Origin of the sequence: Bacillus sp. FSL M8-0063, assembly GCF_038005545.1 — a bacterium.
GTDB classification, from domain to species: Bacteria; Bacillota; Bacilli; order Bacillales; family Bacillaceae_G; genus Bacillus_A; species Bacillus_A wiedmannii.
In genome coordinates this window covers 4,240,670-4,258,881 of record NZ_JBBOTJ010000001.1, presented here as the reverse complement: position 1 = coordinate 4,258,881, position 18,212 = coordinate 4,240,670, and the positions used below count along the sequence as shown (strand labels likewise).

The window sequence follows — 18,212 nt, the reverse complement described above, 5'->3', positions numbered from 1 at the left end:
TCGGTGAGTACGCGAAACTTTACGGTTACACGACACTTATTCATATGAGTAAAAGGGTTATTCCAACAGAAAGTTTGTACTTAAGCGATTGGACCGCCTAAGTTAATAATATCTTCAGAAACGCTGTCGAACTTTTTGAAGTTCTCTTTGAATTCGCTTGCAAGTTCGATTGCTTTCTCTTTATAAGCAGCTTTATCAGCCCAAGTTTGTTCAGGCATTAATACTTCATCAGGTACACCTGGTACGTGAAGTGGAACTTCAAGGCCGAAGATGTCATGTTTAGCTGTTTCAGTTTTCGCAAGTTCGCCGCTTAATGCTGCTTGAATCATTGCACGAGTGTAACCTAAGTTCATACGTTTACCAATGCCGTATTCGCCACCAGTCCAGCCAGTGTTTACTAAGAATACTTTCGCATCGTGTTTCTCGATTTTTTCACCAAGCATTTCAGCATAGCGAGATGCATCAAGTGGTAAGAATGGTGAACCGAAGCAAGTTGAGAATGTTGCTTGCGGAGATGTAACGCCGCGCTCTGTTCCTGCTAGTTTACTAGTGTAACCACTTAAGAAATGATACATAGCTTGTTCTTTTGATAACTTACTGATTGGAGGCAATACGCCAGATGCATCAGCAGTTAAGAAAATGATTGTATTTGGGTGTCCAGCAACACTTGGCAGTACGATATTGTCGATCGCATGCATAGGGTATGCAGCACGAGTATTTTCTGTTAAAGTAGTATCGTTATAGTCTGCGATACGCGTTTGGTTATTAATGATAACGTTTTCTAAAACAGATCCAAATTTGATTGCATCGAAAATTTGTGGTTCTTTCTCGTGAGAAAGGTTTACACATTTTGCGTAGCAACCGCCTTCAATATTGAATACACCGTTATCAGACCAGCCATGCTCATCATCACCGATTAATTTACGGTGTGGATCAGCAGATAATGTTGTTTTACCTGTTCCAGATAAACCGAAGAATAGTGCTACGTCGCCTTCTTCACCTACGTTTGCAGAGCAATGCATAGAAAGAATATCTTGTTCAGGTAGTAAGAAGTTCATAATAGAGAAGATTGATTTTTTCATTTCTCCAGCGTATTCTGTACCACCAATTAGTACGATACGTTTTTCGAATGAAACCATAATGAATGCTTCAGAGTTTGTACCGTCAACAGCTGGATCAGCTTTGAAATTCGGTGCAGAAACAATTGTGAACTCTGATTCATGAGTTGTTAATTCTTCTTCAGTTGGACGAATGAATAATTGATGTACAAATAAATTGTGCCATGCATATTCGTTAATAACTTGAATTGGTAGGCGGTAATTGCGGTCAGCGCCTGCAAATCCATTGAAGATGAATAACTCTTCTTTTTCTTTTAAGTATTCTAAAACTTTAGTATATAATTTATTAAAATGTTCTTCAGAAATCGGTTGATTCACTGCTCCCCAAGCAATTTTGTCAGCAACCGATGCTTCTTTCACAATAAATTTATCTTTAGGAGAACGTCCTGTATATTTTCCTGTTGAAGCAGAAACGGCACCAGTAGAAGTTAATTTCCCTTCATTTCGCATTAATACTTTTTCCACTAATTGCGGAACACTTAGTTGAATCTGTGCATTGCTTCCGTTCAATAATTCGTGTAAACCAATTTGGACATTCACAGTACTCATATTTATATACCATCCTTTTCATTTAATGAAATATTTCTCGTAATCCCCAACAAGAGTATAACACAATTATATAAATAATGTATACTATTTATTTCTTTTTGTTTGTGTGAATGTATTATTTCCTTATTAATATTTCATTCCAGGCGTATTGAGAAAAACTTTCAGGAAAATGTGAATATTAATTGACAAATGAATATCATTTCTTTAGTATAGGTTGGGACGGATACTCTCTTATCCCGAGCTGGCGGAGGGACAGGCCCGATGAAGCCCAGCAACCTCATTTGTAGTGGTAAATACAGGTGAATAGGTGCTAAAACCTGTGCGAGGCTAACGGTCTCGAACGATAAGAGCAAAGGGCAAAAAGCAGTATGCAAGTAGCAAATTAAACCTTTCCTCTATGTAAAGTAGGAAAGGTTTTTCTGTATGCTTGTGTGGGAGAATAAATGTATGTCGCAGTTTGTGGCAAATTAAGGATGAGTTCCGTACAATATATACAATTACTGTAGGGAGGTTTACCACATGACAAAAAAACGTCATCTGTTCACATCTGAGTCTGTAACTGAAGGACATCCAGATAAAATTTGTGACCAAATTTCTGATTCAATTTTAGATGCGATCTTATCAAAGGACGCAAATGCACGTGTAGCTTGTGAAACAACTGTAACAACTGGTTTAGTATTGGTAGCGGGGGAAATTACGACTTCTACTTACGTAGATATTCCAAAAATCGTTCGTGAAACAATTCAAGGCATTGGTTACACACGCGCAAAATACGGATTCGATGCAGAAACTTGTGCAGTTTTAACATCTATCGATGAGCAATCTGCTGACATCGCTATGGGTGTTGACCAAGCGCTAGAAGCACGCGAAGGTCTAATGACTGACGCTGAGATTGAGGCAATTGGTGCGGGAGACCAAGGTTTAATGTTTGGCTTCGCATGTAATGAAACACAAGAATTAATGCCACTTCCAATCTCACTTGCTCACAAATTAGCTCGCCGTTTAACTGAAGTACGTAAAGATGACACATTATCATACTTACGTCCGGATGGAAAAACGCAAGTTACAGTTGAGTATGATGAAAATGGTAAACCTGTACGTGTAGATACAATCGTAATTTCTACACAGCATCATCCAGATGTTACATGGGAAGAAATCGATCGCGATTTAAAAGAGCATGTAATTAAAGCTGTAGTTCCAGCAGAATTAATGGATGGAGAAACGAAATTCTTCATTAATCCAACTGGCCGCTTCGTAATTGGTGGACCACAAGGTGATGCTGGTTTAACAGGACGTAAAATCATCGTTGATACTTACGGTGGATACGCTCGCCACGGTGGCGGTGCATTCTCTGGTAAAGATGCAACGAAAGTTGACCGTTCTGCAGCATATGCAGCTCGTTATGTTGCGAAAAACATCGTAGCAGCTGGTCTTGCTGACAAAGCAGAAGTACAACTTGCATACGCAATCGGTGTAGCACAACCAGTATCAATTTCAGTTGATACATTTGGCACTGGTAAAGTATCTGAAGACGTACTAGTAGAACTAGTTCGTAACAACTTCGATCTTCGCCCAGCTGGTATTATTAAAATGCTAGACTTACGTCGCCCAATTTACAAACAAACAGCAGCTTACGGCCACTTCGGACGTACTGATGTAGATCTATCATGGGAACGTACAGACAAAGCTGCAGCTTTAAAAGAGCAAGCTGGTCTATAATATATGAAAAAAAGCTTTGCGCGGTGAGCGCAAAGCTTTTTTATTTTGTTTTATTTACTACTTGGATGCAAGAACCACAATAAACTTCTCCATCTAGCTCAATATACTTTCTCACATTTGTCATACCACTTGCCGGAAATGGCATATGAATCCATGCTTTTTCATATGTTTGTATTTCCTTTTTACATGATTTACAAAGGATTGGTTTCTTCTTGAACATATGTAATCAACCTTTCATTTGACGTGCTTTACCCGCGCAAAAGGCACTGCTTAGTAAAAATAGGGTTGCGAATATAATGCTTACTAATGTAGCGTATGGAATTGCGCCTTTTAGAGAAAAGCCAACAGTAATGGAAGCGACGAATAAGAGGATGAATGTTGTTGTTAATTTTTTATAAAGTTCCATAATATGTAGACCTCCTTATTTAGAGATAGAACGTTTAAAAATAAAATCTATTATATAGGCAAGTACGAGAGGAATTAATGTGCTAGTCAAATAGTAAAGAATACCACCATCAGGCAAAAGTACATACAATTTTAAAAAGTTAATATCGAACCCGTAAGCGATGCATTGAAAAAGGGATAATATAATTAGGAATGGTATAATGGGTACGTATCGTTTTATGTTATAAAACATAAAAAAACTCCTGTATATGGATAAATATACTTATATTGTATCATGTTGAATTCTTTGCTTCATACATAATTTCACAAGAAAATGAAAGGGAAGATGAAAAATGAGTGTCAATGAACATAAAAAACAAGCACCAAAAGAAGTGCGTTGTAAGATCGTGACGATTTCCGATACACGTACGGAAGAGACAGATAAGAGCGGACAACTATTACATGAATTGTTAAAAGAAGCAGGTCATACAGTGACCTCTTATGAAATTGTAAAAGATGATAAAGAAAGTATTCAGCAAGCGGTGTTAGCTGGTTATCATCGGGAAGATGTTGATGTCGTATTAACAAATGGCGGTACTGGTATTACGAAACGTGATGTGACGATTGAAGCAGTGTCAGCGTTATTAGATAAAGAAATTGTCGGGTTTGGTGAGTTGTTCCGCATGATTAGCTATTTAGAAGATATCGGAAGCAGCGCGATGTTAAGTAGAGCAATCGGCGGTACAATTGGGCGCAAAGTTGTCTTTTCAATGCCAGGGTCTAGCGGAGCAGTTCGCCTTGCGATGAATAAATTAATTTTACCGGAATTAGGTCATATTACATTTGAGTTGCAACGCCAATGAGTAAGTATGCTGGAATTGTATTGGCAGGCGGTATGTCGAGTCGATTCGGTGAGCCGAAAGCGTTAGCGAGCTGGCAAGGTAGTACTTTTATTGAGCATATTTTGAAAGTGATGACAACTGCGTTACAAGAAGTTGTGGTCATTAGTAACTCCGATATAAAAGAGCGAGTAGAGCAACGCGTACAAGTTCCTGTTATAGAAGATATTCCTCATTATAAAGGAAATGGACCACTTGCTGGAATTGTATCAGGAATGGAATATATAGAAGCAGATTGGTACGCTATTATGCCTTGCGATGCGCCGAATGTTTCGCATGAATGGTTTACCATTTTGCTAGAGCAAACGAGTAATGAATATGATGCGGTTGTACCTATTATTAATGGAAGAAAACAACCGTTACTTGCAGCGTACCATAACCGTGTGAAAGAAAAAATGTATACTTTACTTCAGGAAGAAAAAAGAAGTATGGGCCAGCTTTTATCGCAATGTAATGTGAAATATATTGCTGGTGAAGATATACAAGCGAATGCGGATTGGTTTATAAATGTAAATACGAAAGAAGAATATGTGCAGGCTCAAAAAAACCTTTCAAATGAATGAAAGGTTTTTTGATATACAGAAATTGGGGAACAATTACTGTATAAAGGTATGTGAGTAAGTTGATTTTAAGGGGAATTTCTTAAAATCATTATACAGTAAAAAATACTGTATAACCATATATTTATTTTTATGGGTTTTTATTACAAGTCTGTTTAGTTATGTATCTTTTTGTTATAATGAATATAAGAATAATGTGATACTTCACCTTATGTATCATTTATTAAACTAAAATTTCCAGTTATGTAATAAACCCTCTTCATGTTATGAAGAGGGTTTTTCTGTTTAAGCGAGTAATTCTGATGCAGTGCTCTGAAGGACTTCTTCATATTGGTCAAGTAAGCCACGAAAGATTTCATCCCAGCTTTTTGATTTCGCATAAGATGAAGCTGCTATGCCCATTTGCGTAAGTTGCTCTTCATTTTGCAATAAAGAATAAATGGATGATAGAAATGCATCCGCATGTTTGGAGGGGCAAAGAACTCCCGTTTTTCCATCTGTAATAATATTTTTAACCCCGCCACTATTTGCACCAATGACAGGTGTTCCGCATGCAAGTGATTCGAGTACGACATTTCCGAACGTTTCAGTAGCGGATGGAAATACCATGATGTTAGAACAAGCATATGCTTCAGCTAAATCCTTACCTTGTAAATATCCAGTAAAAGTGACATTTGTTTTCGGAACAGCTTCACGCAAATTTGTTGCTAGAGGACCGTCTCCTGCGATGAGCCAATGAATGTCGTTTCGAGTATGTGCTGTTTGTACGATAAGGTGTTGCAACGTATCAATATCTTTTTCAGGGGCAATCCGTCCAACATAGGAAAGGACATACTTTGCTGTAATATTATATTTTTTTCGGAATAGCTCTGTATTGTAAGATGGATGAAAGAGTGTGCAATCTACACCCCGTCCCCATATGGAGAGGGCTTGAAAGCCTTTATTTTTTAGTTGGTGTAACGTTTCAAAAGAAGGAACGAAATTTTTTTGCATGTGACTATGAAACCATTTTAAATAGTTCCAAAGCATATTAGAGAGAAATTCAATTTTATAATAGCGTAAATAAGCATCGAAATCAGTATGATAAGAACCGACAACTGGGATGTTTAACTTTTTTGCATAATACAATCCACAAAGTCCCATGTTGAAAGGTGTGGCAATGTGAATAATGTCAGGTTTAAAGGAAAGAAGTTCTCGTTTAATGCGCGGAGTAGGAAAAGAAAATCGGCATTCTGGATATAATATTGTTAACGGGATACTTCTCATCTTGTTCACATTAGCTACGAAATTATCTTCAGCTGTATGCTGAGGGGCGAAAACAGAATAGGCGATCTTTTCTTTCTGAAAGTAACGTGTTAATCGTTCTAGTGTTTTCGCAACCCCGTTGACTTGTGGCGTAAAAGTATCGGTAAAAATGGCGACTCTCATCATATCACTCCTTTATGTGAAAAGTGGGATGAATTGATAAAAAGAGATGATGCCAGAGCAAGTGCCGAGGCACATACCGACGAATACATCAGACGGATAGTGAAGCCCTAAATAAATACGAGAAATACCAACGCATAATGCTAACGGTAATAGAAAAGCAAATAAGCTTGGATTATAGCAAATAAATGGAATAAGGACAGAGAAAACGGCTGTTGTATGACCAGACGGGAAAGAGTGGTCTTTTAATGGATGGACTGGATATTTCGCCTCCTGAATTGTTAAATAAGGGCGTTTTCGCGGATACCATCTTTTTAATATTTGCACAGGAATATGGCTAATTGCCAAAGAAATAGCAGTTGCGATTGCAGCTTGATGCAAAGTCCCTTTTGCAAAAATTAAAAAGAAAAGTGTGAGTGCGATTGAGAAAGTAGCACCACCGATATGAGTAATATTGCTGAAAAAGATATTTAATGTTTTTTGATCAAAGTATCGGTTAATTCCTTTGAAAATGTAACATTCTATTTTATACAGTCCACTGACCTTCATGAAAATTCTCCTCCCTCGTTTACATATATATGGAGATATTAGCTTTTATTTTAATAAGATTTTATTGAGGAAGTAATAATGTTTTGTAAAGAAAAAGTTAGTTTTTATATAAAAAGCTGCCACTTTAATGGCAGCTGGAAAAGTTACTTCTGTAATGATTTATAGTACTGACCTTTTTCAACATATTGTGTGCGAATTCGCTCCATGTCTTTACGGTCTTCCTCTGTTAACTCACGAACGACTTTCGCTGGGCGACCAAAAGCTAACGTGTTTGGCGGGATTTTCTTTCCTTGAGAAACGAGGCTTCCTGCACCGATAAAGGCTCCTTCACCAATTTCAGCACCATCTAATATAATAGATCCCATTCCAATTAAAGCATCTTTTTTAATATGACAGCTATGTAAAATAACTTGATGCCCAACTGTAACATCGTTTTCTAAAATAAGAGGGTACTGGGGGCTTTGATGAAGTGTACATTGGTCTTGTACATTTACTCGGTCTCCAATGATTGTTGGTGACACATCGCCGCGTATGACTGTATTAAACCAAATACTTGATTCCTCACCAATGGAAACATCGCCTGTAATCGTAACATAGTCAGCGATAAAAGCACTACTCGCAATTTTCGGATTTTTTTCTTTGTAAGGGTATATCATGTAAAGCCTTCCTTTCCTAGAGACTAGTTTTAGTGTATCAAATTATGAGAAAGAGTGAAATGGAGGAGAGTCGTATGTGGAATTATGAAGCAGAGGAAGCAAAGGCTGTAATCGTTATCGTGCACGGCGCAATGGAATATCACGGACGTTACGAAGCCGTTGCGGAAATGTGGAATCATATCGGCTACCACGTCGTAATGGGGGACCTTCCGTCACATGGAACGACTTCAAGAAATAGAGGACATATTGATTCATTTGATGAATACATAGAGGAAGTTAAATTATGGGTGAAAGAGGCACGAAAGTATAGGTTACCTATTTTTATATTTGGTCATAGTATGGGTGGTCTTATTGTCATTCGTATGATGCAAGAAACGAAGAGAGAAGATGTAGACGGTATTATTTTAAGTTCGCCTTGCTTAGGGGTAGTGACTGGACCTTCTGCTCCGTTTCGAGTTGCTTCAAAAATATTAAATGTTATCGCTCCAAAATTGCAATTTGCAACGAATCTTACAGTGGAAATGTCAACTCGTAATCATGAAGTTCGGGACGCGATGGAGAATGATTCATTGTTCTTGCGCAAAGTATCAGTACGTTGGTATAGTGAATTGATTAAGTCTATCGAAATTGCTCATAAAAAAATAGATGATTTTCCAGATGTTCCGCTCTTGCTAATGCAGGCGTGTGAGGATAAACTTGTAGATAAAACACGTGTCCGCATGTGGTTTGATAATGTTAAAATAAGTGATAAGGCTTTTAAAGAATGGCCGAATTGTTATCACGAGTTATTAAATGAGTATGAGCGTGATGAAATTTTGAATTATATTCAGTCATTTACTGAAATACGCATCAATAACATAATAGAAACAAATAAGTAAATTATTTGTACATTGAATAGAGGAGATGAAGGAAGAAGTGAACGTACCGAGTAATCCCATAACGCTCATGGCGAAAGTATACCGTGATGTGTTTCCGGTAGTACACCATGAGCTAGCGGTGTGGAAAGAGCGTGCCTACCATATTCCGAATGATGAGCTTCATAGTCAGGCAATCGCAAGTATTGAGAATAAAACGTTTCATTGCGAAGGCGGTGGTATTTTAGCACTGTTAGCAAATGAGCACCGAGAGGAATGCATTCGTTTTATCGTAGCGTATCAAACAATCAGCGATTATTTAGATAATTTATGTGACCGCAGTACATCACTTGACCCAAATGATTTTGCCGCACTGCATGAATCTATGTTAATGGCATTATCACCTGAAGTAGAAGGTGGCGGTAATTATTATCGCTATCGTGATGATCAAGACGATGGTGGTTATTTAGATGAACTTGTTGAAACATGCCAAGATGTTTTAAAGAAAACGAAGCACTATGACAAAATTGCTCCTGTTCTTCATGAACTTGCTTGTTATTATTGTGATTTGCAAATTCATAAACACGTGAAGTTAGAAGAAAGAGAACCACGCTTAAAAACATGGTTTGAAGCACATAAAGAAAACTTACCAGAGATGAGTTGGTTTGAATTTTCAGCATGTGCCGGTTCTACACTTGGAATCTTCTGTCTTGTCGCATATGCATTTCATGATGAATTACATGATGAAGATATTGCGAAAATTAGACAAGGGTATTTCCCTTACGTACAAGGACTTCACATTTTACTTGATTATTTCATCGATCAAGAAGAAGACCGTATAGGCGGGGATTTGAATTTCTGTAGTTATTATGAAAACGAGCAAGCGATATTGGATCGTATGAAACACTTTGTAGAAGAAGCAGAGAAGAGCATTGGTGATTTACCTCATGCGAAGTTTCATCGTCTCATAAGCCGAGGGTTACTTGGTATTTATTTATCAGATCAAAAAGTATCAGCACAAAAGAATATGCACAAAATGGCACGGCGCATTGTAAAATACGGAGGGCTTACTTCACGATTCTTCTATTGGAACGGGAAGATGTACCGAAAGAAAATGGCGCAGTGATGAATAAAACCACTCTTGTAGAGTGGTTTTATTTTTATAATCTGGTAAAAGTGGTGGCGGAAATGAAGAGATTGTTTCAAAAGCTATATGACCATATTGAGGTTACATTACTCGTGCTACTTTCCATTTCATTTGTAACAGGAACGTATATGATGATGAATAAAGCCGGTGGTCCTACAACGATGGATTATGTAGCCCAAGTTATTATTGCATTGATTATTATAGTAGATATTGTCTTTTTAATAAGTGGTAGAAAAAAAGCAAACAGTAAATAAAAAAGCATTTGTACACGAGAGTACAAATGCTTTTTCATTATGGTCGTATTTTTGAAAATACATATATAAGAAGTTCAATCGCGAAAATAACTAACACAGATAGTCCGAATAAAGGCATGACAGCGCCTAGTATAACCATCATGATAAAGAAAACGATTATGCTTTTCTTATCTCTTTGTTTTGGCGGTGCTGCTAATTTTCCTTTCGGCCTTCTTGCTAACCACATTTTTATTCCGTAATAAATGAGAAGCAATAAAGATAATGTCGTTAGTAAGCATAATATTTTATTTGGCCATCCGAATAAATGTCCTTCGTGAAGCGGGATACCGTAAGTGAACCATTGTGCAAATAATCCATAATCACGATAGTCCGTTTTGGAAATAAGTTCTCCGCTATATTGATCAAAATAAGCTGTTATTTCTTCATTTGGTGCGACATGCATACCCGTAATACCAGAACCGCTCGATTTCGAAACGGTGAATACACCTTTCGGATCAGCCGGTAATGAGATAACGTATGGCTTCTTTATTTCAATTCCTTTTTGTAACTCATCAATTGGAATGGCTTTTGGCTCATTTGAATTCGATTCAGGAGGAGCTTCTTTTCTTGTTGCCCACGGCAATTCCTTTACCTTTGATTCAGGCGGTGCCATATACAACTTTGGATATCCAATCGATTCATTCGACGATGCGATTTTATAAATTTGGTTACCCATAAATCCTGACCAAGGCAATCCAGATGCGACTAGCAGAACGAGTGGAATTGTAAATATAATACCGATAATAGAATGACGTCGTTTTGCTTTTTCTCGCTTATTGGATGCTGGTGTGTTTTTGAACTGGCGTATACTCATATACAAACCAGTAAAAATTAAAAAGATTGTCCAGCATGCCGCAAGCTCTACGATGTAGTTAACGACAGTGCCACCAACTAAAAGAGAACTATGTAATTCCCTCATTATATTCGCAAACGTTTCACTTGCGTTTTGATCTCCAACAATTTGATTGTTGCTATCTAAATACACATATTTTTGTTGCCCAGTATATTCATTTGCAATAGTAAGCCTCGTATTATAATCCCTGTTAAACTCACTAATTTTCGCCACACTATAATGTGGATATTTTTTCTCTGTTAAGAAAAGCGAATCAGCCATCGAAATAGACTCTGTTTGGGCGCTCTTCCCAAAATACAAATCTTTATAGATGAAATCTTCAACCTCTTCTCGAAATAAATACCCAATTCCGCTCAGTGACAAAGTAATAAGAAGCGGCGTAATAAAAAGCCCAGCATAAAAATGCCAACGCCAAAAAATGTAATGAAGCGAACGATTTACTTTCATACTTTCAGTTCCCCTAACCTTCCCTATATGAATAACTACTTATTTAATATAGCGAGATTAAGTGTGGATACTTTGAAAGAATTGTGAAGAAATTTAAAAGTTTTGGGGATTTTTAGCAAACAAAAAACACATTTTAAAAGGGCTGTTTTCTATGTTTATGAAGATCTCTTAGTATTTGATAGATACATCCTAACAACCGCCTCAGCAAGACATTGAGCAGAATCCACAAAATCCTCACTCGCCACAACATTCAAATCAGTACATGCGATGATAGCAGTATCTATTTCATCTTTTAATTGTAAAACGAGCGCGCTCCATAATTTGCGGGCTTCTTCAACTTCTCCGCTTTTAATACAAGTAATAATTTGATTAATCATTGTCTGCCATTTTTCATGATGAATGTACTCTATATTACGCTTTGTGATCCCATCTTGGTAAATACCAGCTTGAATTGTCGCTTCTGTTGCGAGAAGAGCGACTCTTTTTGTATTTTCAGGAATTGCTTGTAACGTCTCATCGACGATATTTAAAATCGGAATGGACAGAGAATGCTGTAATTCTTCAAAATAAAGATGCGCCGTATTGCACGGCATAGCGATAAATTCTACGCCAGTACTTTCAAGTTTTTGTGCCCCTTCAATAATCGCTTTTTTCATCGCTTCGTGATCAATAAGGCGATCCATGTAAAATGGTGTTGGGCACGAATAAATCATCATATGAGGAAAGTCCATATCATGCTTTGCTCCATATATTGTTTGGCACGTTGCTACAACTGTATCAACGAATGGCCCAGTTGATTTTGGCCCCATTCCTGCTAGTATTCCGATCATTGGTTTGTCTCCTTTAATATGTAATTAAAAACGTTTTTTGCGAACGACAAAAAGAAATAAAGTAAGTAATAAAAATGAATATACGATAGCCCAAGCTGTGAGCCATAGCGTGTGAGTAAGTATATTAAATTTGTATTGTCCAAGCATTAGAAAGCTTTCGACAGGTGGTAAAAACCATAGTAACTCTTTTTTAAACCGGATGGAGGCGATCGTTATAAGTAATATAAATGTCAGGCTAAGCCAAGCTGTGCTTGCTTTTGGAATAATATTTCTAGTAAATAAAGTTGCAATTGAAATTCCTAGTATAGAAAAAGACATGTGAGCGAGAAATCCGACTAAAAATAAAGAAACTGTCATTTCTTCATTAAACATTTGCAAAATAATTGGGTAGATTACGGATATAAAAGATAACATAGTACAAATGAGAAAGGCCGTAATATATTTACCAACATATAGTGCAGAAATATTATTTGTGTGAGAAATAGTAATTTGTTCTTGTACAGGATCTTCAGTATGAAAAATTGTGACCGTAATCCAGGCAGATAATAAATAAAGCGCGAGAGCTGTTTCTAAGTATGTCGGTACAATAGGAGTCGGTTTATATGTATATACAAAAAGTAAGCTCATAAAGTACATCGCAATAGGAGGGACGTATTTATACGACTTTGTATAGTCGAGAAAATGGTAACGAATAAGCGCAAACATAATGAACCTTCTTTCGATTTAAAAGTTAGGTTGTAGCAGTGTGATAGATGCTTTTTTATGTAATAAAAACTGAAGCATTTCGTTTGTATATTCTTTTTCGATTTGTAGTTGAATAAGGTTTTGATTTGAATTGTGTACAACGTGTATAAATCCTAATTGTTTCCGTAGTTCTATCGCTGAAAATGTTTCATGAACGATTGCTTCAATATAGACTTGTTCTGCCCTTTTTTGCACAGCGGTATCTTCTGCGATTGTATGATTTGCTAACGTCACAATTCTATCGGCGAAGTTTTCTAGTAGTTGCTTTTCGTGACATGTGAAGAGTATAGATATGCCTTGTTGTTTTAATGAGAGTAAAATATGTTCTAATTCTTGCTGAGAGTTAGGATCGAGCCCAGAAAGCGGTTCGTCTAAAATTAATAAATGGACGTCTGTAAGTAATGCTTGCATAATACCAGTTTTTTGTTTCATACCTTTTGAAAAGTTTCGTACAACGGAATGCCTTGCATGATGTAAATGAAAAGATTCAAGAAGCATCGGAATTTTATCTTTTAAATATTTTGTTGATAAACCGTGAATGTGGCCGAGATGATATAAATAATCCTCTAATGTAAAACGAATCCCTTCAGGAAAATGTTCAGGTACATAGCCAATTTGTATATGTTCTTTTCTTTGAAGTGTCCCTGCCGTAGGTGAAATAAATCCTGCAATTATTTTGAGTAAAGTACTTTTTCCAGTCCCGTTCCCGCCAATAATAGCGAGTGCCTCTCCTTCTGGAACGGATAAATTAATGTTGTCTAGTATAAGTGATTTGCCGTACTTCTTTTGAATTCCCCTTAGTTCTACTAGCAAAGTTCTATCCTTCTTTCTTCAAATAGTGTATACATCCATTATATAGGAGAATAAGAAAAAGACGTGCAATGAGTGCACGTCTTTTTTTGTTATGTTTTGTCGAATCGTCGATATATCGAAACAATCGTTGATATAATTATCGCTTCTCAATCGCCACAATAAATGGCGGGTTATTTTGCTGGTTAATGAAGCCGTATCGCAGTACGTGAGCTTGTTTTTGGTCTAGTTCTTCTGTAAATTTGAGAACAGCGTCGCGTTCTACTTGTCCTTCTGGGTGTCCGTGGTAAATGACAAGGACGATGATTCCTTCAGGTGCCATTACTTCTAGTAATTGTTCAATTGCCGAGAGTGTTGAGTTCGGTTTTGTAACGATATGCTTGTCACCACCAGGAAGGTAGCCTAAGTTGAAGATAGCACCTGTTACTTTTCCTTTTGCGTCTTCTGGTAGTACAGATAAAAGTGTGTCGTGACTGTCGTGAACTAAAACAGTACGTTCAAAAAGCTTTTTTTCTTTTAGGCGGATAGTAGAGCTTTCAATTGCTTCTTTTTGAATATCAAATCCAAATACTTTTCCGTTATCTCCAACGATTTCAGCTAGGAAGCAAGTGTCATGTCCATTTCCTAAAGTTGCATCTACAGCGTAATCGCCTTCTTTAACAGCCGTTTGCAAGAGTGTGCGAGCAAACGGTAATACACGTTCTAATTTCATTTTTGTTTCTCCTCATTTGCATATTTTCCTTGCCAGCTTCCGCGGCGTACAAATTCTGCATCGATGGAATTTAATACTTCCCATTTATTTAAGCTCCACATTGGGCCAATCATTAAATCAGGCGGACCGTCACCTGTGATGCGGTGCACAATTACGTCTTCTGGAATCATTTCAAGTTGGTCAACAACGAGACTTACGTAATCTTCAAGAGAAAGGAATTCTAATTGTCCTTTTTCATATTGCTTCACCATTGGCGTTCCTTTTAATAAGTGAAGTAAATGAATTTTAATTCCTTGTACGTCAAGCTTTGCTACTTCACGAGCTGTTTCCATCATCATGTCGTAATCTTCAAGCGGAAGACCATTAATAATATGAGAGCACACTCTAATACCATGCTTACGTAATTTATTTACACCTTCCACGTAAGATGGGTAATCATGAGCGCGATTAATAAGGTTTGCAGTTCGTTCGTGAACAGTTTGTAAACCGAGTTCAACCCAAAGGTATGTGCGTTTATTTAAGTCCGCTAAATATTCAACGACATCGTCTGGTAAGCAATCTGGACGAGTGGCGATAGAAAGACCGACAACGTCTTTTTCTGCTAGAAGCGGTTCGAATTTTTCTTTTAAAATTTCAAGTGGTGCATGTGTATTTGTGTACGCTTGGAAATAAGCGATACATTTTCCGTCTTTCCACTTCGAGCGCATTTTTTCTTTCATTTCATGATATTGCGTTATAACATCATCGCGGCGATCACCAGCGAAGTCACCAGATCCGGCAGCACTGCAAAATGTACAACCGCCGTAAGCAACTGTACCGTCACGGTTCGGGCAATCGAAGCCAGCATCTAATGAAACTTTAAAGATTTTTTCACCAAATTCATTTCGTAAATGGTAATTCCATGTATGATAACGTTTATTGTCGTTTGTATATGGAAAAGGGTTTTGAACCTTCATTACTTTCCCTCCTAAGCCGAGTCAAAATGAAACAAAATCCATTATAACATACTCATAAGGTAGAGATGGAAGGGACACACTAAAGGGGAATTGAAGCAAGGAGGGACAATTATGGCAGAGCGTCAATCACTTGAATCGTATATTACACAAGCAGAACAAGCGGTGGAATACGCGAAAGAACAATTAGACCAAGGCATGAGACAAGAGCATTACAATACGATGGAGTATTCAGATGCGCAGTTACAATTAGAACAAGCATATAACGATTTACAAACGATGCAACAACATGCGAATGATGAGCAACGTGAGCAATTAAATAGAGCACGTATGGCAATTCGCCAACTGCAACATCAAATGATTATTACACCGCACTAATAAGGAGTGAATGTAATGGCGAAACGTTCAGATCAAAATAATCCAGAGCAAAAAACACAAAATGGACATAACGCTGAGTTTTCGAATGAACTTGATCCAGTTGTTCAAGTGAAACAGCGCAACAGTAAAAAAGGACAGCCTCAAAGATCGAAGCAATCAGAGTAAACCAGGTCGCAATATGACCTGGTTTTATTTTGCTATACGACAATAATGTAAGATTTCTGTAAGGTTTGCCGATAGTTGTAAGCTTACTTTTCCAGTAGAGTAAGGGAGGATTAAATTTTGGACAAGGAGTTGCATTATGGGGAACAATATTACAAACAAACGAATCAATGAGTTAGATTACATTCGTGGCTTCGCATTACTGGGGATTATTTTAGTGAATATTCTTGCACTACTTAATATTAAAATTCCAGATCCTAATACAGTAGATGCTAGCTATCAAAGGTTTCTATACTTATTTGTAGAAGGTCGTTTTTTCTCGATTTTCTCATTCTTATTTGGAGTAGGATTCTACATCTTCATTACAAGAGCAATTGCGAAAGGGAAGAATGGATACGTTCTATTTCTACGCCGCGTAGTTGCACTATTTATTTTTGGTTTAATTCATCAAATGTTTCAGCCTGGAGAAGCACTAGCGTTATACGCAATTTGTGGATTAGTCGTTTTACCGTTTTATAAAGCGAAAAAAGAAGTGAATGTAGTAATCGGTCTTATTCTTACGATAGCTTTTAGTATTATGGCAACTAAGGAATTATTACCATTAGGTTTAATTTTATTAGGTCTTGCTGCGGGGCAGTATAAAGTGTTTGAAAATCTTTCAGCAAAAATCAAACAAGTCGCTATTTTTACAGGTGTCATGTTTGTTTTAAGTGTTGTAGCGTTATGGTATCAATATGGGCACGTTCCTGCTGAGCCATTCGTAAATATGATGCTCATGAATGAGGATGGAACAATGGACGCTGCAGGTCAATTCTTAAAAATTGGCGTTACAGTTGGACCAATTATTTCAGCTTTCTATGTAGGAGCATTAATTTTATTACTTCAGTTAAAACCAGTTCAAACATTGTTAGCACCACTGAAATACTACGGTCGTATGGCTTTAACAAATTATATCGGACAAACTGCAATGATTTTAATTGCTGGTAGCGTATTTAACTTTGCAGGAAACTTAACGTACATACAGACGTTATATGTATGTATTGCAATTTACGCTATTCAAATTGTGTTTAGTGTGATTTGGATGAAAATCTTTAAAATGGGTCCACTAGAATGGATTTGGCGTGTTATTACGTATTGGACGGTAACACCTTTAAAGAAATAAAGAGAGAAGTGGGCTGTTCCTTTTGTGGAACAGCTCATTTTTATTGTTATCTTTTGTCGGTAAGTCGATATATTTTGAGAATCGCTGATAAAATTTCATTTACGAACGAACCTTACACGTGCATCTTTTTTATATTACAAAAGTGTAAGGTAATTGTAATGTTAACAAATAGCAGTTCCTTTCCAAAAGGCGCAAAATAGGTAATGGAAAAACAAGCGTAGGAGGATATATATGACGAAACCAGTTGTAGACGTGAAAAACGTTCAAAAAGTGTACGGTAAAAAGGGTGAGAATCAATCACAAGCGTTAAAAGGTGTTTCATTCTCAATTCAAGAGGGTGAGTTTGTTGGGATTATGGGACCATCTGGTTCTGGTAAAACGACATTGTTAAATGTAATTTCAACGCTTGATAAAGCAACGGGCGGCGTTGTTGAAATTGCGGGTACGGATATTACGAAAATGAAGCAAGGTGAGCTTTCTGATTTCCGTTCACAAAAGTTAGGATTCATTTTCCAAGACTTTAACTTATTAGAGAACTTATCTATTTATGAAAACATTGCACTTCCGCTTTCTCTTCAAGGTGTTGCATCACGTAATATTGGACCGAAAGTAGAAAAAGTAGCGGATATGTTAGGGATTACAGAAATTCTTCAAAAGTATCCATCTGAAGTATCTGGTGGACAGAAACAACGTTCAGCAGCAGCGCGCGCGCTTGTGCATGAGCCGGCAATTATTTTAGGGGACGAGCCAACAGGAGCTCTTGATTCTAAAAATGCAGCGAGTTTACTTGATGCGATGACAAACTTAAATGAAGAACAAGGCGTATCTATTATGATGGTTACACATGATCCGTATAGTGCAAGTTATTGTCAGCGAATTTTATTCATTCAAGATGGTGAGCTATATAAAGAAATTCATCGTGGTGGTACGCGTGAAGAGTTCTACAAAGAGATTTTAGATGTACTTGCAGATTTAGGTACACAAAAAGCGTAAGAAAGGAGGTTCCAG

General features: G+C 37.2%; 22 protein-coding genes and 1 riboswitch. Of the genes, 10 read left to right on the top strand and 12 right to left on the bottom strand.

Annotated features, from left to right (window positions below):
* Positions 1-80: 80 nt before the first annotated feature.
* A complete protein-coding gene (gene pckA, locus MKX31_RS21765) occupies positions 81-1,667 on the bottom strand; it encodes a phosphoenolpyruvate carboxykinase (ATP) (RefSeq protein WP_048540837.1) in 1,587 nt (528 codons plus the stop codon).
* A gap of 228 nt (positions 1,668-1,895) precedes the next feature.
* A riboswitch (SAM riboswitch) is annotated at positions 1,896-2,017 on the top strand.
* 169 nt (positions 2,018-2,186) lie between these two features.
* On the opposite strand from pckA, the gene metK reads away from it, so the two are divergent.
* Complete coding sequence (gene metK / locus MKX31_RS21760; protein WP_000163111.1) at positions 2,187-3,386, top strand: methionine adenosyltransferase; 1,200 nt, start codon at positions 2,187-2,189, stop codon at positions 3,384-3,386.
* A 40-nt stretch (positions 3,387-3,426) separates the two neighbouring features.
* Here metK and MKX31_RS21755 read toward each other — a convergent pair whose 3' ends face one another.
* The gene (locus tag MKX31_RS21755) at positions 3,427-3,606 is read right to left on the bottom strand and encodes a hypothetical protein (protein ID WP_064474503.1); all 180 of its coding nucleotides are present in this window, start codon (positions 3,604-3,606) and stop codon (positions 3,427-3,429) included.
* 6 nt (positions 3,607-3,612) lie between these two features.
* Complete coding sequence (locus MKX31_RS21750) at positions 3,613-3,792, bottom strand: hypothetical protein (RefSeq protein WP_000424805.1); 180 nt, start codon at positions 3,790-3,792, stop codon at positions 3,613-3,615.
* Positions 3,793-4,123: 331 nt separating this feature from the next.
* Here MKX31_RS21750 and MKX31_RS21745 point away from each other — a divergent pair, with 331 nt between their 5' ends.
* The gene (locus MKX31_RS21745) at positions 4,124-4,633 is read left to right on the top strand and encodes a MogA/MoaB family molybdenum cofactor biosynthesis protein (protein ID WP_064474504.1); all 510 of its coding nucleotides are present in this window, start codon (positions 4,124-4,126) and stop codon (positions 4,631-4,633) included.
* Complete coding sequence (locus tag MKX31_RS21740) at positions 4,630-5,232, top strand: molybdenum cofactor guanylyltransferase (protein ID WP_064474505.1); 603 nt, start codon at positions 4,630-4,632, stop codon at positions 5,230-5,232. Before MKX31_RS21745 ends, MKX31_RS21740 begins: the two co-directional genes overlap by 4 nt.
* A gap of 282 nt (positions 5,233-5,514) precedes the next feature.
* Here MKX31_RS21740 and MKX31_RS21735 read toward each other — a convergent pair whose 3' ends face one another.
* From MKX31_RS21735 to MKX31_RS21725, 3 genes are all read right to left on the bottom strand, one after another.
* The gene (locus MKX31_RS21735; protein WP_064474506.1) at positions 5,515-6,657 is read right to left on the bottom strand and encodes a glycosyltransferase family 4 protein; all 1,143 of its coding nucleotides are present in this window, start codon (positions 6,655-6,657) and stop codon (positions 5,515-5,517) included.
* A 12-nt stretch (positions 6,658-6,669) separates the two neighbouring features.
* Positions 6,670-7,203 (bottom strand): phosphatase PAP2 family protein, encoded by a 534-nt coding sequence (locus tag MKX31_RS21730; RefSeq protein WP_064474507.1) that lies wholly within the window; start codon positions 7,201-7,203, stop codon positions 6,670-6,672.
* A 143-nt stretch (positions 7,204-7,346) separates the two neighbouring features.
* On the bottom strand, positions 7,347-7,859 hold the full coding sequence (locus MKX31_RS21725) for a gamma carbonic anhydrase (RefSeq protein WP_000640203.1): 513 nt from the start codon (positions 7,857-7,859) through the stop codon (positions 7,347-7,349).
* 74 nt (positions 7,860-7,933) lie between these two features.
* Between MKX31_RS21725 and MKX31_RS21720 the strand changes: the two genes are divergently transcribed.
* The 3 genes from MKX31_RS21720 (at position 7,934) to MKX31_RS21710 (ending at position 10,114) form a co-directional block, all read left to right on the top strand.
* Positions 7,934-8,737 carry an alpha/beta hydrolase gene (locus MKX31_RS21720; RefSeq protein WP_064474508.1) on the top strand — a complete coding sequence of 268 codons (804 nt, stop codon included), beginning with the start codon at positions 7,934-7,936 and terminating at the stop codon, positions 8,735-8,737.
* A 37-nt stretch (positions 8,738-8,774) separates the two neighbouring features.
* The gene (locus MKX31_RS21715; RefSeq protein WP_001102481.1) at positions 8,775-9,839 is read left to right on the top strand and encodes a tetraprenyl-beta-curcumene synthase family protein; all 1,065 of its coding nucleotides are present in this window, start codon (positions 8,775-8,777) and stop codon (positions 9,837-9,839) included.
* A 62-nt stretch (positions 9,840-9,901) separates the two neighbouring features.
* Entirely contained in the window at positions 9,902-10,114 is a 213-nt protein-coding gene (locus MKX31_RS21710; RefSeq protein ID WP_064475078.1) for a hypothetical protein, read from the top strand.
* A gap of 37 nt (positions 10,115-10,151) precedes the next feature.
* On the opposite strand, the gene MKX31_RS21705 is transcribed toward MKX31_RS21710, so the two are convergent.
* The 6 genes from MKX31_RS21705 to MKX31_RS21680 form a co-directional block, all read right to left on the bottom strand.
* Positions 10,152-11,453, bottom strand: coding sequence for a PepSY-associated TM helix domain-containing protein (locus MKX31_RS21705; RefSeq protein WP_064474509.1), 1,302 nt, complete (start codon positions 11,451-11,453; stop codon positions 10,152-10,154).
* 155 nt (positions 11,454-11,608) lie between these two features.
* Complete coding sequence (locus tag MKX31_RS21700) at positions 11,609-12,283, bottom strand: aspartate/glutamate racemase family protein (protein ID WP_064474510.1); 675 nt, start codon at positions 12,281-12,283, stop codon at positions 11,609-11,611.
* Positions 12,284-12,307: 24 nt separating this feature from the next.
* Positions 12,308-12,988 carry a hypothetical protein gene (locus MKX31_RS21695; RefSeq protein WP_064474511.1) on the bottom strand — a complete coding sequence of 227 codons (681 nt, stop codon included), beginning with the start codon at positions 12,986-12,988 and terminating at the stop codon, positions 12,308-12,310.
* Positions 12,989-13,006: 18 nt separating this feature from the next.
* The gene (locus MKX31_RS21690; RefSeq protein ID WP_048540812.1) at positions 13,007-13,840 is read right to left on the bottom strand and encodes an ABC transporter ATP-binding protein; all 834 of its coding nucleotides are present in this window, start codon (positions 13,838-13,840) and stop codon (positions 13,007-13,009) included.
* A gap of 136 nt (positions 13,841-13,976) precedes the next feature.
* Positions 13,977-14,549, bottom strand: a complete 573-nt coding sequence (locus MKX31_RS21685) for a class I SAM-dependent methyltransferase (RefSeq protein ID WP_048540811.1) — start codon at positions 14,547-14,549, stop codon at positions 13,977-13,979.
* On the bottom strand, positions 14,546-15,505 hold the full coding sequence (locus MKX31_RS21680) for a TIGR01212 family radical SAM protein (RefSeq protein ID WP_048540809.1): 960 nt from the start codon (positions 15,503-15,505) through the stop codon (positions 14,546-14,548). The genes MKX31_RS21685 and MKX31_RS21680 overlap by 4 nt, the downstream gene beginning before the upstream one ends.
* A gap of 111 nt (positions 15,506-15,616) precedes the next feature.
* Here MKX31_RS21680 and MKX31_RS21675 point away from each other — a divergent pair, with 111 nt between their 5' ends.
* From MKX31_RS21675 to MKX31_RS21660, 4 genes are all read left to right on the top strand, one after another.
* Positions 15,617-15,880: a YtzC family protein gene (locus MKX31_RS21675; protein WP_000840869.1), complete on the top strand. Its 264-nt coding sequence runs from the start codon at positions 15,617-15,619 to the stop codon at positions 15,878-15,880.
* Between the two features lie 15 nt (positions 15,881-15,895).
* The gene (locus MKX31_RS21670) at positions 15,896-16,045 is read left to right on the top strand and encodes a hypothetical protein (protein WP_001129345.1); all 150 of its coding nucleotides are present in this window, start codon (positions 15,896-15,898) and stop codon (positions 16,043-16,045) included.
* 136 nt (positions 16,046-16,181) lie between these two features.
* Positions 16,182-17,204, top strand: coding sequence for a DUF418 domain-containing protein (locus MKX31_RS21665; protein ID WP_098101747.1), 1,023 nt, complete (start codon positions 16,182-16,184; stop codon positions 17,202-17,204).
* 231 nt (positions 17,205-17,435) lie between these two features.
* On the top strand, positions 17,436-18,197 hold the full coding sequence (locus MKX31_RS21660; protein WP_064474514.1) for an ABC transporter ATP-binding protein: 762 nt from the start codon (positions 17,436-17,438) through the stop codon (positions 18,195-18,197).
* The last annotated feature ends 15 nt before the right edge of the window (positions 18,198-18,212 follow it).